This window comes from Campylobacter concisus (assembly GCF_002914195.1).
Taxonomy (GTDB): domain Bacteria; phylum Campylobacterota; class Campylobacteria; order Campylobacterales; family Campylobacteraceae; genus Campylobacter_A; species Campylobacter_A concisus_M.
This window is the reverse complement of sequence record NZ_PPAU01000108.1, coordinates 300,588-316,894: the sequence shown is the minus strand read 5'-3', so window position 1 is coordinate 316,894 and position 16,307 is coordinate 300,588. Positions and strand designations below refer to the sequence as shown.

Sequence of the window (16,307 nt, the reverse complement as noted above, 5' to 3'; positions counted from 1 at the left end):
TTTAGGAGGGGGATGGTTAAGAGACCTTCGATCTTGCTACCGAGCGGGCAGGCCTTGGGTGAGTCAGAGTGGATCTTAAAAAGTTTTTCTTTATCATTTACTGTGTTAAAAATTTGAAGGAGGGTTAGGTGTTGGGGTAGTATTGCTGGCTTGAGATGTAGTGTTTGTGGGGCTGGGGTATTTAGGCATCAAATAGTTATGTCAAGCATGTGATGTTCGCTAGGTACTATTTCCTCATTATCTGCTATATCGTCCAAATTTTCTTCGTCACTATCTCTTGAATTTTGTCTTTCGCTCTCAAACTCACTTGCCTCTTCTTCATTTTTTTGGCGCTCATGCTCCTTTTCAGGGTCTATTTTATAAGACTCTTCCATCGGACGCACCTCTTTGATCTCTTCACTTTGTTGCGAGGCAAGCTCAGCTGCCATCAAAGACTGCATATCAAATCTAGCTTGTTGATTTGCATGCACTTGCGATACTACTGGGGCATTTTGATTTATAAAGTTACTATTTCCTAAGGGTGTTACCGCCATTTTTAGCCTTTATTTATGATGATTGTTTTGTAGTTTGTGTAAGTGACGTTTGCGCCATTTTCACGCCTTAAATTTTCACGTTTGGTGTAGTCCACCTCGTATCTACCAGCTCCTTTTACGCTAAATTCCACGCAGAATTTAGCTGCCATTTCTAGCACATCTTCTGGCACTTTGCTCTTGTTTGTCTTAATAATGACATGAGCGCTTGGGGTATCCTTTAGATGTAACCATATATCGTCTTTTTTGGCAAGGTCAAGCAAATTTATATTGCCTTTTTCGTTTCTACCAACTAGTATTTTAAATTCTCTAACGTAAAAAATTTCAGCATTTTCACTCACATCTTTTACGTGGCGTTCTCTTTGTTTTGCTTTGTTTTTTGGGCTTAAAATTTCAAGCTCATAAAGACTGTTCGCTTCTTTTAAAAGAGATTTTAATCCTTCAAAAAACTCGATCTTTTCGCTTAAATTTCTCTTTTCTATCTCCACGCCAATGGCTTTTGCACGAAATTTTTTTGATCTTGTGTAAAATTCATTTGCGCTGTTTTTTGGTGTATCGCTAAGAGTTAGTTTTATCTCATTGCCATCAAAATCTTTCAGGCAAATTTCTCTCTCATAGCCCTTAAAATTGCCCAGATTTGCAAGCAAAAGCGATCCTAAATTCGCAGCTTCTTCACTCTTTCTCATCAGCTCATCTTTGTCTTCAAGTGAGTTTAAAATTTCGCTCATGTTATCTATCTTTTTTTGTACGCTTGCAAGCTTCGCCTCTTTTAAGCTAGCTATCCTGGACTCATTTACTCTGGCCGCTTCACTTCTAAAAAACGCCTTAAAGTCAGTTATGGGCTCGCACGGTTTTTCTTTGATAGCGATGGCTGGAAGCTGCTTTAAAACTTCGCCGGTTTCTATCTTTCGGTAGCTATTATCGATGTGTCTTAACGCTTCGATGATTACGTTATTTTCATCAGTTATCACAGCATTTGTAAAGCGGCCGGTAAATTCAAGATAGAGGATAAAATTTTCACTTTTATATGAGCCACTTTGCGTACAGATAAATTTTAAAATTCTATTATCTTTTAAGCACTCAACGCTTTTTATATGCGAGGCGTTAAAGCGCTTTTTTAGCACATTATCAAAAGGCGCTTGATAAATTTTTGCTTCTTTTTGCTCATCGTCTTTATAAATAGCAGAGTTTGATTTATTTAGATCAAAGATGATCTTCTCGCCATTAAATTCGATCAAAATAGCCATATCATTGATGCGTTTTGCTTGGTTTATCTTTGTAAAATTTGATAAATAACTTGCTATTTGAACTAAATGTGCGTACTTCATGCTAAAGATTATATCAGAAATGTTGCAAAAATGTTTTAACAAAAGTTTCATCACTTTTTGTGACAGAATAGTAAAGATCTGTTTTTTATGGTTCTATTTTTAATTTTGAAAATGCTTCATTTGTAATGTTATTGAAATATAAATTTTTCGTAAATTTTTTCATAAAAATTTAAATCTTGTTTATATATAATGATAACTATTTTTATAATATTAAAATTTTAAGGAATAATAGATGAATAAATTTCGCATTAGTGCGGTGCTTTGTTTTGCTATTTCTGCTTTAAATGCTACTGATGTAAGCTTAGATGGTATCAGCGTTGAAGATAGCGCAGACGATGGATACCGAGCCAAAACCAGCGAAGTAGGCAAAACAAATACGCCTATTTTAGAGATCCCGCAGACGGTAAACGTCGTAACCCAGCAGCAACTAAAGGATAAAAAGCCAGAGACCCTAGCTGAGAGCCTTCAAAATGTGAGCGGAGTTAGCTACGGAAACACCACGGGCGGTATCTTTGACTCGATTATTAAGCGAGGCTTTGGCGGCGGACGCGACGGCTCGATCATGCGAAACGGCGTACCGTCTAGCGTCATGCATAGCTTTAATAAAACCGTAGAAAGCGTCGAGGTGCTAAAAGGCCCCTCTAGCTTGCTTTACGGCGCGCAAGAGCCAGGCGGTATCATAAATATGGTCACTAAAAAGCCAAAATACGACTTCTCAAACGAAATTTGGGCTGGTATCGGCAACCGCAACTACTGGAACGCGGGCTTTGATACCACAGGACCTATTGCGGAGAGCGGGTTTGCGTATAGATTTATATTTGATACTATGCAAAAGGACTACTGGAGAGAGTTTGGCGAATATAAAAACGTCCTCTTTGCGCCATCACTTTCGTATAAAGGCGATGACTACCGCATAAATTTAGCCTATGCGCACACACGCTCGACCGATCCGATTGACCGAGGCATGTATCTCATTCCAAGCACTGGAAAACTACTACCCATAGATAAGAAAAGACGCCTTGACGAGCCATTTAATAAGCTAAAAACAAAGCTTGACACGTTAGATGTAAATTTCGAGAAAAATCTCGGTGAAAACTGGCTACTAAAGGGCGCTTATGCATTTTCTCGCTCAAAGCACGAGTACGGCCACATAAGGCTAATGAATGTATTAAATAATGGCACAGCAACTAGGCGAAACGAATATTACGACGGATTTATCCACCGCACGCACGCAGGGTCATTAAATTTAAACGGTTACGTTAAAACCGGTGAGATAGAGCATAATTTACTCTTTGGCATTGACGCAAAGGAATACTACCGCTATAGACCAGGTGGCCTAAAAGATACGGGTAACCACTTAAGCATCAACATATATCACCCTATCTATGGAAGAGTAGGACTACCAACTGCCAGGGAGTCAAGCATTCAGTATCAAAAGCTAAAAACTATCGGATTTTACGCACAAGATAGCATAAATTTAACTGAAAACTTAATCTATTCTTTAGGAACTAGGTATGAATACTACGACCAAGTAGCTCGCGGCACAACTAGTGGACCAAATAGCACAGATCAGCAAGATGGCAAATTTACGTGGCAAACTGGGCTTTTATATCTACTAACGCCTCAGTGGTCGGTCTATACCAACTACGCACAAAGTTTCAATCCGCAAATGGCTATGAAAGGCGATATCGGCGATATAAAGCCTGAAGAGGGCAAAAGTATAGAGTTTGGATCTAAATTTCAAAACGATAGCATAACGGCTAGTGCGGCGGTTTTTAATATCAATAAGAAAAACATCATGCGTACCGTAAGTGGCGTGAGTACGCCAGTGGGCGAGGCGCGCTCTAGAGGATTTGAGTTTGACTTTAACGGCCGCGTGACACAAGGACTAAGCGTGGGCGCTAGCTACGCATTCACAAAAACTGAGGTGCGAAAGGATAGCGGAGCGTTTGCCGTGCTAGTGGGCAAACCGCTAGAAGCTACGCCAAAGCACCAAGCCAGCTTGTTTGCTAACTACGACTTTAGCCACCTAGGCGCAAAAGGTCTAAGGATCGGCGGTGGAGCTAGATATTTTGGCTCGTGGTATACATACTATATGAGGACAAATTTACCTGCAGTACCAGCAGGAACGGCATTCAAGATGGATAGTGCGGTTGTTTACGATGCTTTCATCAGCTACGATACCAAGATCGCGGGCTATGAGACAAATTTCGCCTTTAACGTCAAAAACTTGACCGACAAGCTTTATTATACATCCTCATCTACTGGTACGGATGCTAATATCATACCGATACAACCAGGCTATGCTCGTCAGTTTATGCTAACAGCTAGCGTTAAATTCTAAATTTACTAGGCCTTTTGGCTTAGTAAAATTCCTTTAAATTTAGCTATTTTTGTTAAAATCGTCTAAAATTTAAAGGAAATTTATGAAACAAACTATTACCGAGAAAATATTTTCAGATCACGTTGGCAAAGAGGTAAGCGCAGGAGAGATCATCGAGAGCAAGATCGATATGATCATAGGCAACGACATCACGACGCCTATTTCGATCAAGCAGTTTGAGCGAAGTGGTGCGACAAAGCTAGCTAACCCAGATGGCTTTGCCATCGTGATGGATCACTACATCCCGACAAAAGATATCCTAAGCGCAAATCAAGCCAAAATTTCACGCGAATTTGCCTACAAATACGATCTTAAAAACTATTTTGATGAAAAAGATATGGGCATCGAGCACGCACTTTTGCCTGAAAAAGGGCTAGTCATCCCAGGCGACGTCATCATCGGTGCAGACAGCCATACCTGTACACACGGCGCTCTTGGAGCGTTTAGCACTGGCATGGGCAGCACCGACCTAGCTTATGCGATGATCACTGGCAAAAACTGGTTTAAAGTGCCTGAGAGCATCAAAGTCATATTTAAAGGTAAGCTTGATAAGCACGTCTACGGCAAGGATCTCATCCTTGAGATCATCCGACAAATAGGTGTTGATGGTGCACTTTACAAGGCACTTGAGTTTAGTGGCGAGGTGATAGAGGGTCTTAGCATGGATGATAGATTTTCAATGTGCAACATGGCGATCGAAGCGGGCGCAAAGAGCGGTATCATCGCGGTTGATGAGATCACAAAAGAGTTTTTAAAAGATAAAAATTTACGCGATAAACCAAAATTCTTCTACTCAGACGAGGGCGCAAAATATGACAAAATTTTAGAGATCGATGTTACAAACCTTGATCCAGTCATAGCATATCCATTTTTGCCAAGCAACGGCAAGAGCGTAAGACAGGCGGTTCATGACGATCTAACTATCGATCAGGCATTTATCGGGTCATGCACAAATGGCCGCCTAAGCGACCTTCGCATCGCAGCACAAATTTTAAAAGGCAAAAAAGTAGCTCGCAAGACAAGGCTCATCATCACCCCAGCGACGCAAAAGATCGCAAGAGCTGCCGAAAAAGAGGGCTTAATCGACATTTTCGTCGAAGCAGGAGCGGTTGTGAGCAACCCAACATGTGGTGCTTGTCTTGGCGGATATATGGGAATTTTAGGTGCAAATGAGCGCTGTATCTCAACGACAAATAGAAATTTCGTAGGCCGTATGGGCGATAGAACGAGTGAAATTTATCTAGCCAACTCAGCAGTTGTAGCGGCCTCAGCCATAGCAGGTAAAATCGTCGATCCAAGGGACTTATAGGCGTTAGCTTTTAAGTATCTTTGAATGAGTTAGAAATTTCCACACTTTGATAAACTACGTGTTTTATCTTGTGTGAAAATTTCGTCACAACATCCAAATCTATCTTAAAATCTTGCCGCTCTAGGCTTGTTTTTACATAATCAAATAAAATTTAAAAGTATCTCTTCTAAAAAAAGCTTTTATTTTTCTAATTGACAAAATTGAGTTAATTCTTTGTGAAATATCAAAAAATTTAAAGTATTTGTATGGATTAATTTAACCAGTAAATCCCGCTATTTTTTGCAAATTTACCGGCTTTATTAGCGTATTAAAACGCTGTTATCGTAGCCAAAAGACCAAAGATTATGCCTGGGAAGTTTGCAGCAGAAAGTGGATAGTCTTTTTTAGCTTTTAATAAGCCGTAGCTTGTCCAGATCGTGCAGTTTAGTGCAGCTGCTAGTGGCTGTATAAAAGGCGTCTTGTTGCCGTCAAGGTTGCCCATTATTTGTGGGATGTATGAAAAGTACATAACAACTGATAGGCATGTGCCGATCCAGCCTAAAATTTGTAGATTTTTTTCGCTCATTGCTTCTCCTTAAATAAAAGCGCCATTATATCTTTTTTTAATCATAGCAAGCAAATGGATAAAATAGCCATGATTTTTACTGCGATTAAGATGGTTTTAGTAAAATTGAGCATTTTAAAAGGATAAAAATGCCAGATATAGTATATGACAAAGCAAAATGGCATTGGGGTGCGAAAGATGCGCCGACTGATATACCGCATGAAAACGGTGTGACACACATTGCATTTTTCTTTCGCTGGTGCATGGAACACAAATTTTATTCAAAGGAATTTGCAGCAGATTTTGCGGACGATATAGCACAGATGGACGAAAATTTTAACTATCGTCAGTATCTTTTTGACGCTATGGACGGCGTACTTGGAAGTGCGGAGCTAAATACTGTTGGTAAAGCCTTTGCAAAAGCTTACTATACGACTGATCGGACAAAATTTGCCAAAATGTATGGTTGGTATTTGCAGGATTATACGGATTTTGTTTCGAAAAAATTTGGTGAAAAATACTTTGATAACGCCTATTTTTATATAGAAAACTCACAAGAAAACTATGCCTTGATCAAAGCTATCATTGATCGTCGCTATGAGGAATTTTTAACAATGAAAAGGGTAAAGCAGGCTTAAAATTTCACAAGTAGCATAAACAAAAATAAGTTTTTATCGCATATTTTTGGTAGATCAAAGCCGCTTTTAGCTAAATTTAGCCTCATAACTTTCTTAAGGGAAAAGATGCAAACTTGCGTGATTTTAGCAGGTGGCAAAAGCTCGCGTATGGGGCAAGATAAGACACTTTTGCCATTTGGTGGTTTTAAGACGCTTACTCATTATGAGGTTGCGAAATTTAGCAAAGTTTTTGGCGAAGTTTATGTAAGCTCAAAATTTGAAAAATTTAGCCCGCCACTAAAGCTTATAAAAGATGAAAATAGCAATAACTATTCGCCAATGCTCGCACTTTACTCCATTCTTAAAAATTTTGATCATAGCATTTTTGTGATACCAGCCGACATGCCATTTTTTGATCTTAAAAGTTTGGAGGAGCTTGCTAAATTTAAAGATGAATTTGACATGGTCGTTGCTAGTGATAATGATCACATTCACTCGCTTTGTGGTTTTTTTAGCCCAGGGCTTGCCACTTTGGCTCATGAGTTTTATTTAAAAAATGAGCATAAAATCGGACTTTTGAGAAAAAGCTGTAAATGCAAAGTCGTAAATTTTAAAGATAGTGAGCAGTTTTTTAATGTAAATTTCCCTGACGAATACGAAATGGCAAAGAAAATCCAAGAAAAGAAGATAGATGATGAGTAAAATTTTATTATTTTTAAGCCTTGGTCTTAGTTTTTTGATAGCAAGTGGGTTAGATGATTTTAAAAGGGCACAAGAGCTGGAGCAAAGCGGCGATATAAAGGCTGCTATGCAAATTTATAAAGAGCTAGCCAAAAGCTCTTTAAACGAGCAAAGCGTGATACAAAATGTGCAAGAGAGCGAGCCAGCACCAAGAGAGGCGAAGCTAAAGCAAGCTGATCTTTTAAGAGAAGATAAAAGTGATAAAAATTTACAAAATGCACTTGGTATCGAGCTTTATAAATTTAACTACCTTTTGCCAGTAACTTATGCTAAAAATGTGCCAAACAATGAGCGAAAGAGCGTTGAAACTAAGTTTCAAATAAGCCTTGCAAAGCCGTTATTTTATGACCTATTTGGGTTTAGGGAGAGCCTTGTAGCAGCCTACACGCAGACATCTTGGTGGCAGATAACAAGAACTTCAGCGCCATTTCGTGAAACGAACTATCAGCCAGAAATTTTTCTAAATTTTGCTTCGCCAAAATATTTGGATCAAATAGGTGTTAAAAGCCTAAAATTTGGACTTTTGCATGAGTCAAATGGACGAGATGGTAGCAATTCAAGAAGCTGGAATAGAGCTTATGTGCAAAGTGATTTTGTTTTTGGCAAGCTTAGCATTTCGCCAAGAGCTTGGATGGTAGTGGGCAATAAGGGCGATAATAAAGATATATTAAAATACATCGGGCATGGTGATGTAAGGCTTAGTTACAACCTTAATGATCACATTTTTAGCCTGATGCTAAGAAATAACTTACATTTTGATAAAACAAATAAAGGTGCCGCTGAAATTTCATATATGTTTCCGATATTTTCAACTGGCGTTTATGGCTATTTGCAGTATTTTACGGGATATGGCGAGAGTTTGATTGATTATAATAGGCATACTGATAAATTTGGTCTTGGTTTTGTTATTTTAAAATAAGCTAAAAATTTTAAACTTATAAAATGGCTAAATTTAGGCAAATAATCATAAATTTACTCAAATATGTCAAAAAATTTAATTAATCAAAAAACTTAAAAATATTAGAAAAAATACAAGCAAATTTTGCTAAAATCTTAAGCAAAATCTCAGAGCAAAGGAGTTTTTATGAGCGGAATCTCACTAATTGTCTGTTTTGTTGTAGCCATCATACTTATGATCGTTATGATCTCTAAGCTAAAAGTGCATCCATTTTTGGCACTTATGAGCATTTCTTTGGTTCTTGCGATAGTCGCAGGCATTGATCTATCCAAAATTCCAGCGATGATAGGTGTTGGATTTAGTGGCACATTTAAGAGCATCGGTATCGTTATTATCTTTGGAACGATCATCGGCACTGTGCTTGAAAAAACGGGAGCTGCTTTAAAGCTAGCTGATATGGTCGTAAAGCTAGTCGGACAAAAGCGTCCAGAGCTTGCTATGCTCATCATGGGCTGGGTTGTTGGCATTCCGGTATTTTGCGATAGCGGATTTGTCGTTTTAAACTCTATTCGTGAGGCACTTTATAAGAAAATTTCAGCAAGCCCAGTCGCGATGTCAGTCGCACTTAGTGGTGGTCTATACGCATCTCACGTCTTCATCCCACCAACACCAGGCCCAATAGCAGCTGCAGGAACACTTGGTCTTGGCGGAAATTTGCTCCTTGTTATCATTATGGGAACAGTCGTTTCAGTGCCTGTTTTGATAGCTGTTTATTTCTTTTCAAAGAGTGTTGGCAAAAGCGTGATTATCAGCGACAAAGATGCTAACGCTACGATATCGGCTACCTACGAAGAGCTTTTAAAGAAATTTGGAACACTACCTAGCGGATTTTTGAGCCTTGCTCCCATCATTATGCCTATCATCTTTATGGCAATTGGTTCGATCGTTGATGTATTAGCAAAACAGGGCATGTTTGATAAAACGGCTCTCTTGCCAAAGATACTTTTATTTTTAGGAAATCCTATCATTGCTCTTGCAATCGGCGTGATCTTTTGCGTATTTTTATTAGTTGAAGCCAGAAAGATAAGAGAATTTGACCATATCACGAACGAGTCTTTAAAAATCGCTGGTCCGATACTCTTTATCACAGCAGCTGGCGGTGTTTTGGGTAATGTCATCACTGAGGCTGGCTTTGTAAATTTCATAAAAGAAAACGCAACCACTATAAAAGCGATAGGAATTTTCTTCCCATTCATCATCTCAGCCGTACTAAAAACCGCTCAAGGAAGCTCGACTGTGGCTATCATCACGACAGCATCTATTATGGGCGCATTTAGTGCTGATAACTCGCTCATGCATACACTTGGCTTTACGAGTGAAATTTCAGCTGCACTTTGTGTCATGGCGATAGCATCTGGTGCGATGTGCGTATCTCACGCAAATGACAGCTACTTCTGGGTTGTGACAAATTTTAGCAAGATGAGCGCAGAACAAGGATATCGCACACAAACGGCTATGACTTTTATAATGGGTATCGTTGGTATAATTAGTGTTTACATATTATCTTTGGTGCTTTTATGAGAATTTTAGTTGCGATTGATTCATTAAAAGGCTCGCTTAGCTCGCTTGAAGCGGGCCTTGCCATAAAAGAAGGGCTAGAAGAGATTGGCTGCGAGGTCGTTGTCAAGCCCATCGCTGATGGTGGCGAGGGTAGTGTAGAGGCGATGGCTGATGCACTTGGTGCGAAATTTATAGATACGATAGTTAAAAATCCGCTTGGTACTGAAATACTAGCCAGATACGCCCTAAAAGATGATCTTGCCATACTTGAGATGTCAAGTGCTTCAGGTCTTACACTAATAAATCCGGACGAGAGAAATCCACTAAAGACTAGCACATTTGGCTTTGGTCAGATGATAAAAGATGCCATTGCTAAAGGTGCTAGAAAATTTATCATTGGCATCGGCGGAAGTGCGACAAATGACGCTGGTACAGGCATGCTTAGCGCACTTGGCTTTAAATTTTATAATAAAGATGGTGCTTTACTTGAAGGAAAAGGCGAGAATTTAGCCAAAATTTGTGAGTTTACAGATGAAGAGGCACCAAAAGAGCTAAAGGATTGCGAATTTTTAATCGCCTGCGATGTAGATAATCCGCTTTATGGCATGAATGGAGCAGCCCATGTTTATGCCCCTCAAAAGGGTGCAAATGGCCGCATGGTAAAAGAGCTTGATGATGGACTAAAACACTTTGCAAGCCTTGTAAAAGAAAAAAATGGCACCAAATTTCACACACAAAAAGGTGCTGGCGCGGCCGGCGGACTTGGCTTTGCTTTCGTGGCATTTTTAGGAGCAAAACTTTGCCCAGGTATTGAGATCATTACACAGACCATCGCACTTGAGGATGAGATCAAAAAGGCTGATCTAGTCATCACTGGCGAAGGCCGTATGGACTTTCAAAGCTCAATGGGAAAGACTCCGACTGGGGTTGCAAAACTAGCCAAAAAGTATCATAAGCCAGTGATCGCATTTGCTGGAAGCGTGCAAAAATGCGCCAAAGATTGCCACAAAAATGGGATTGATGCCTATTTTTGTATATTAAATGAGCCAGTGAGTCTTGAAGAAGCGATGAGAAAAGATGTCGCGATTAGAAATTTAAAGATGACAGCAGAGCAAGTCATTCGCCTTTATATGCTAAACTACAAATCATAAATTTAAAAAGATAGAAGTTAAATTTCTATCTTTTTACCTAAATTTTACTATATAAATTTCTACTTTTTAAGTGCTACAAAAATTCTCAAATTCTAATATATTTTGCAAAAAGCTAAAATAAAATTTAAAAAAAAATTTTACTATGTTAGAATAAGAAATACTTTTTTTGAAAAGGAGAAATATATGCAACAAGGGCTAAATTCTCGTCGCAGCTTCATTGCAGCTGCGGGAATATTTTTCGCTACGACCGCACTAAAGGCAGCACCAAAGGACTTTAGTGGTAGTGGCGTTCGCTACGGCATGGCGATAGACCTTACAAGATGTGTTGGCTGTCAGTCATGCACTATGAGCTGTATGATGGAAAATGACGTTCAGCCAGGTGCTTTTAGAACCATTGTCTCCGAATATGAAGCAAAGGATAAAAGCGGCAAAATGGCAGTCATAGCATCACTTCCAAGACTTTGCAACCACTGCAACAATCCAGCCTGTATTAGTGTTTGTCCAACTGGTGCTAGCTGCCAAAGAAGCAACGGTATCGTTAAGATCAACACAAAAGAGTGTATAGGCTATGCGCTTTGTGTGGAGGCCTGTCCATATCACGCAAGGTATCTTAGCCTGCATACCTATAAAGCTGATAAATGCACATTTTGCGACCACAGACTAAGAGCAGGGCTTCAGCCAGCATGTGTAGAGAGCTGTGTGGGCGGTAGCCGTATAATAGGCGATCTTAATGATCCTAACTCAAATATTAGAAAATTTCTAGCCACACATGAGACTATGGTTATAGATAGCCCTAAAAATACAAATCCACAGGTGTTCTACCACGGTGTTAGTGAAATTTTGGCTAAAAACAATAAAAAACTCGAGCTTGATAATGGATATAAAAAGGTTATCAGCTGGAGCGAAGAGATAGCACAGTAAAAGGAAATAAGTAATGCAAAGAAGAGAATTTTTAAAAAGATCAGCCGTGCTCTCAACACTAACCACGAGTGCTATACTGGCAGATGAAGATAAGGACGACTATAAACCGCAGGCAAACTCGCTAGAGCCTGAATTTAGCGTAAAAGATGGCAAAATTTCACTTAGCGATGGACATAGCGTTATCTTTTCTATGTGCCACGGCTGTACAACGAAGTGCGGGATAAGACTTCACGTAGATGACAAAAACGACCGAGTTTTAAGATGTAGCGGCAACCCATACCACCCACTCTCAAACGTACACTGGGCAAATTTTGACACATCTATAAATGATGCACTTCTTGCCACAACGCTAAGTGGCGAAGCTGAAAAGCGAGCCACAGTTTGCGCTAGAGGAGCGATATTGCCTGAGATGATAGACTCACCTGCAAGGATACTAACGCCACTAAAGAGAGTTGGTAAAAGAGGCGAAGGCAAGTGGAAGAGCATAAGCTTTGAGCAGCTAGTAGAAGAGGTAGTGGAGGGTGGAGATCTCTTTGGCGAGGGGCATGTTGATGGGCTAAGAGCAATATATAGCGACGAGCTAATCGATAGTGAAAATCCAGAGTACGGTACCAAACGCAATCAATTTTTAAGTTTTTATCTATATGACGGACGCTCTGATATCGTTGATCGCTTTGTCAAAAAGTCATTTGGCACTATAAATCACTACTCTCACGGCGGAATTTGCGGTGGTGGCTTTAGGGTCGGCGGCAAGATCGCGCACAACGCAAAGGGCTTTGCACACACTAAGCCAGACTATGAAAACTCTAAATTTGTCATCTACTGGGGCACTTCGCCGTCAAATGGTGGCAACCCTTTCCAAAAACAGGCAAAAATGCTCTCTTACGCAAGAGGCACTAGAGATAACTTTAGCTACGCAGTGGTCGACCCAAGCGTTACAAACGCTGTAAAATACGCCTCTTCAGACAAAGGCCGCTGGATAGCGATAAAGCCAGGCACCGACTCAGCTCTAGCCATGGCGATGATACGCTGGATCATAGAAAATGAAAAATACGCTACAAACTACCTTATTCAGCCAAATTTAGACCAAGCAAAGCTAGCAGGCGAGATACACTGGTGCAACGCCACGCATCTAGTCATCACCGAAAAAGGCCACAAAGACTACGGCAAATTTGCACTTATCAATAACGAGTGGCAGGTCTGCTCGCAAGATGGCAAGATACAAAGCTACAAGGTAAATGAACCAGCCAAGCTCTACTACAAAGGTAAAATTTTAATAGACGGCAAAAAAGTCGAGGTAAAAAGCTCAATGCAGCTTTTAAAAGAATCAGCTTACAAGCATAGCCTTGAAGAGTACTCAAAAATTTGCGGTGTAAGCGTAGATGATATTTTGTGGCTTTGTGAAAATTTCACCAAAAATGGCAGACAAGTGAGTACAAACGTGCATGGCGGCATGATGCATACACAAGCTGGCATGACTACCTACGCGATCCTTTGTCTAAATACGCTAATGGGTACTTACGGCTATAAAGGCGGCAACATCAATGCAAGTGCTGGCACGCACGAGTTTTTAAAGGGCAGATATGATCTTGAGAGCTTTGAGGGTGCTTATAAACCAAATGGACTAAATTTATCAAGATCTGGCAAATACTACGAAACTAGCTCGGAGTTTAAGCGCAAAGTGGCAGCTGGCGGAAGTGGCTATCCGGCACAGCAGCCGTGGTATCCTATCTCTATGCCACTGGTAAACGAAACGCTCACTAGCCACAAGGCTGGCTATCCATACAAAGTAAAAGTATTCATAAACTATATGACAAACGTATTTTACGCTCAAGCTGGACTTGAAAAAGCGGTCTTAGATGCACTAAAAGATAGTAAAAATTTACCACTTTTTGTGGGCATAGACGCCTTTATGAACGAGACAAACGCCTATGCTGACTACATCGTACCAGACGGAGTAAATTTAGAAAACTGGGCACTTCCAAACTCTCTTTGGGGAACGATCGCTAAAACTTCAGTCGTGCGCTATCCAGCTGTTAGCTCAAAGCAGGCAAAGGATAAAAACGGCGGCGCGATCGACGTTGAGGCATTTTATATAGCTGTAGCAAAGAGGCTTGGACTAAAAGGCTTTGGCAAAAATGCCTTCAAAGATAAAGACGGAAATTTCATGGACCTTGACGTAAAAGAGCAGTATTACGCGGCTGCACTAGCAAATTTAGCCTTTGATGGCGAGGGTGTGAAAGATATAAGCGACGAGGACAAAAAGCTTAGTAAGATATCAAGAGTGATGACAAAACTCGATCCTTATCTAAAAGACGAAGAGAAGCCAAAAGTGGCGCACGTGCTAGCAAAAGGCGGCAGATATGACAGCTACGAGAGCGCATATAAGGGCGATAAAGCAACCGTAAAAGTACCAGCGCCTATGCCAGCTTCAATCTACTATGAGCCACTTGGTGGGCATAGACACTCAATAACAGGCGAATTTATGCCAGGAGTGCCAACTCTGATGCTTCCGGTAGCAAGTGATGGCACACCGCTTGAGAAATTTTTCCCACGCTCTGAGTGGAAGTACACAGTGAGCTCAAGAAAGTCAAATATCCAGCACTTCTACACCTTTGTTAGCCCAAGGCTAAGATCTGTTCATCCTAAGAATTTCATAAGGATATCGACAGATGTAGCTAACGAGCAAGGCATACGCTCAGGCGATAAGGTGAAGGTGACTACGCCTTATGGTGCGCAAGTTGGTGAGGCATTTGTGACAGACGGCGTTGCTAGCGGGGTTATTAGTATTGAGCATGGATTTGGTCATGATGAGTTTGGCATAAGAACGCACATTGTCGATGGAAAGCCAGCTTTTGGGATCGCAAATTTAGAAAAAGGGGTCAATCATAATAAGCTTGGACTTCTTGATCCAAAAAGAAATGGCGAATTTAGTTTAAATGACTGGTTGGTTGGCACTTGCGCTAGACAAGCACTTCCTGCAAAGATAAGAAAAATCGGCTAGGCCGATATAAATTTGGCGAGTAGAATAAAATTTGCTTGCCAAATTTCACTTTTTATAAGAGCTTTTGACTGGTGGATTGTAAATTTAGATACAGAGCAAGCTTTTAGGCTGCTTGTAAGCTAAAATTTCCTCATATATTTATAGGGTTTCATAGTTAAATAATGTTTTAAATTTTGCATGAGTTAAATTTAGTATTGCTAGTTTGCTTTGGCTTTAAGTGCTCTAGTTTGCTAGATCCTCAGCCACTTTTGCAGCAAGTTTTAGCTTATCACTATCAAAGTGGGTGTAAATTCTTGAGGTATTTAGGCTTGCATGACCTAGAGCTTCTTGCACCAAAACAAGGTCCTTTTGCTTTTTGTAAAGCATCGTTGCAAAGGTGTGGCGCAGCATGTGAGCACCATTTTTCTCTTTTCTGATGCCAGCTTTAAATAAAATTTGCTCAACTATGCGGCTAACATAAGCCTGCGTAAGCCTGGTGCCTTTTTTATTGATAAAAAGATAGCCTTCTTTATTGATGTAGTTTATTGCAATCGCATTTAAATGAGCTTCTATTAGGTGACGTTTTATCATAACGATGCGGTATTTGTTGCCTTTGCCTCGTATCCTAATGATAAAAAGGTCGCCATCTTCAGTGATATCTTTTCTTTTTAAATTTAGCGCCTCACTCACACGAATGCCAGTAAAGATGATGGTTTTTATTATGAGCTTATTGCGATTTGAGTTTTGCTTAAAGTCACTTTCTTCGATCGCATCAAGAAATTTTTTGACCTCATCTTCGCCCATAAACTCAGGCAACTTTTGCCCTTTGTTACCGCTCACTCCGCCCCAGTTTTTTAAATTTATATCAAAAACATGGGCCTTACCATCCTCTTCGTTTTGTTTGTCTAAAAACGCAAAGAAATTTATCACTGAGATGCGGTAATTTTTCTTACTAGCATCACTTAGCCCACCAGTTGTACTAGCTAGTATTTCGCTTAGCAGCTCTTCATCAATCTGCTTTAGGCTGCTAAGCTCGTAAAATTTCATCGTTTCATATATTTTTTTAAGTGGGTTAAAGTAGGTATTTATGCCGGTAAGCCCTGCGTTTCTCGCGCTTTTTACCAAGCCATCAAGCTGATCAATGTTCTTTATCTCGCGGCTTAGGGCGTAATTCACGCTTGCAAGTACTTTTGGATCCCTAAGCTCTTTATTTGAAAGTGAGCTAAGTTTAAATTTGACATAGCGAGTTAGCCAAAATATAAATGAGTTTTCAAAACTATCTTTACAATCAAGTGGATATTTCAAACCAATAGCCTTAAATTTTTTATTTTGAAAAGTATTA

13 protein-coding genes are annotated in these 16,307 nt (G+C 40.0%); 9 read left to right on the top strand and 4 right to left on the bottom strand.

Annotated elements, in window-relative coordinates; genetic code table 11:
- Positions 1-188 precede the first annotated feature (188 nt).
- A complete protein-coding gene (locus CYP28_RS07595; RefSeq protein WP_103593726.1) occupies positions 189-533 on the bottom strand; it encodes a hypothetical protein in 345 nt (114 codons plus the stop codon).
- A gap of 2 nt (positions 534-535) precedes the next feature.
- Positions 536-1,858, bottom strand: a complete 1,323-nt coding sequence (locus CYP28_RS07590) for an NFACT RNA binding domain-containing protein (RefSeq protein WP_103593740.1) — start codon at positions 1,856-1,858, stop codon at positions 536-538.
- A 232-nt stretch (positions 1,859-2,090) separates the two neighbouring features.
- On the opposite strand from CYP28_RS07590, the gene CYP28_RS07585 reads away from it, so the two are divergent.
- Both CYP28_RS07585 and leuC read left to right on the top strand, forming a co-directional pair.
- Entirely contained in the window at positions 2,091-4,202 is a 2,112-nt protein-coding gene (locus CYP28_RS07585; RefSeq protein ID WP_103593725.1) for a TonB-dependent siderophore receptor, read from the top strand.
- Positions 4,203-4,284: 82 nt separating this feature from the next.
- Positions 4,285-5,550: a 3-isopropylmalate dehydratase large subunit gene (gene leuC / locus CYP28_RS07580; RefSeq protein WP_103593724.1), complete on the top strand. Its 1,266-nt coding sequence runs from the start codon at positions 4,285-4,287 to the stop codon at positions 5,548-5,550.
- 307 nt (positions 5,551-5,857) lie between these two features.
- Here leuC and CYP28_RS07575 read toward each other — a convergent pair whose 3' ends face one another.
- Complete coding sequence (locus tag CYP28_RS07575) at positions 5,858-6,115, bottom strand: SemiSWEET family transporter (RefSeq protein ID WP_021091682.1); 258 nt, start codon at positions 6,113-6,115, stop codon at positions 5,858-5,860.
- A gap of 128 nt (positions 6,116-6,243) precedes the next feature.
- On the opposite strand from CYP28_RS07575, the gene CYP28_RS07570 reads away from it, so the two are divergent.
- The 7 genes from CYP28_RS07570 to CYP28_RS07540 all read left to right on the top strand — a co-directional run bounded on the left by CYP28_RS07570 (position 6,244) and on the right by CYP28_RS07540 (position 14,986).
- Positions 6,244-6,732: a hypothetical protein gene (locus CYP28_RS07570; protein WP_103593723.1), complete on the top strand. Its 489-nt coding sequence runs from the start codon at positions 6,244-6,246 to the stop codon at positions 6,730-6,732.
- 105 nt (positions 6,733-6,837) lie between these two features.
- Positions 6,838-7,413 carry a molybdenum cofactor guanylyltransferase gene (locus tag CYP28_RS07565; RefSeq protein ID WP_103593722.1) on the top strand — a complete coding sequence of 192 codons (576 nt, stop codon included), beginning with the start codon at positions 6,838-6,840 and terminating at the stop codon, positions 7,411-7,413.
- The gene (locus CYP28_RS07560) at positions 7,403-8,371 is read left to right on the top strand and encodes a phospholipase A (protein WP_258032498.1); all 969 of its coding nucleotides are present in this window, start codon (positions 7,403-7,405) and stop codon (positions 8,369-8,371) included. The genes CYP28_RS07565 and CYP28_RS07560 overlap by 11 nt, the downstream gene beginning before the upstream one ends.
- 165 nt (positions 8,372-8,536) lie before the next feature.
- On the top strand, positions 8,537-9,931 hold the full coding sequence (locus CYP28_RS07555) for a GntP family permease (protein WP_103593721.1): 1,395 nt from the start codon (positions 8,537-8,539) through the stop codon (positions 9,929-9,931).
- Positions 9,928-11,061: a glycerate kinase family protein gene (locus CYP28_RS07550; RefSeq protein WP_103593720.1), complete on the top strand. Its 1,134-nt coding sequence runs from the start codon at positions 9,928-9,930 to the stop codon at positions 11,059-11,061. The genes CYP28_RS07555 and CYP28_RS07550 overlap by 4 nt, the downstream gene beginning before the upstream one ends.
- A 183-nt stretch (positions 11,062-11,244) precedes the next feature.
- A complete protein-coding gene (locus CYP28_RS07545) occupies positions 11,245-11,982 on the top strand; it encodes a 4Fe-4S dicluster domain-containing protein (protein WP_103593738.1) in 738 nt (245 codons plus the stop codon).
- 13 nt (positions 11,983-11,995) lie between these two features.
- The gene (locus CYP28_RS07540; RefSeq protein ID WP_103593719.1) at positions 11,996-14,986 is read left to right on the top strand and encodes a molybdopterin-dependent oxidoreductase; all 2,991 of its coding nucleotides are present in this window, start codon (positions 11,996-11,998) and stop codon (positions 14,984-14,986) included.
- A 222-nt stretch (positions 14,987-15,208) separates the two neighbouring features.
- On the opposite strand, the gene CYP28_RS07535 is transcribed toward CYP28_RS07540, so the two are convergent.
- Positions 15,209-16,270 (bottom strand): tyrosine-type recombinase/integrase, encoded by a 1,062-nt coding sequence (locus CYP28_RS07535; RefSeq protein WP_103593718.1) that lies wholly within the window; start codon positions 16,268-16,270, stop codon positions 15,209-15,211.
- Positions 16,271-16,307: the final 37 nt, after the last annotated feature.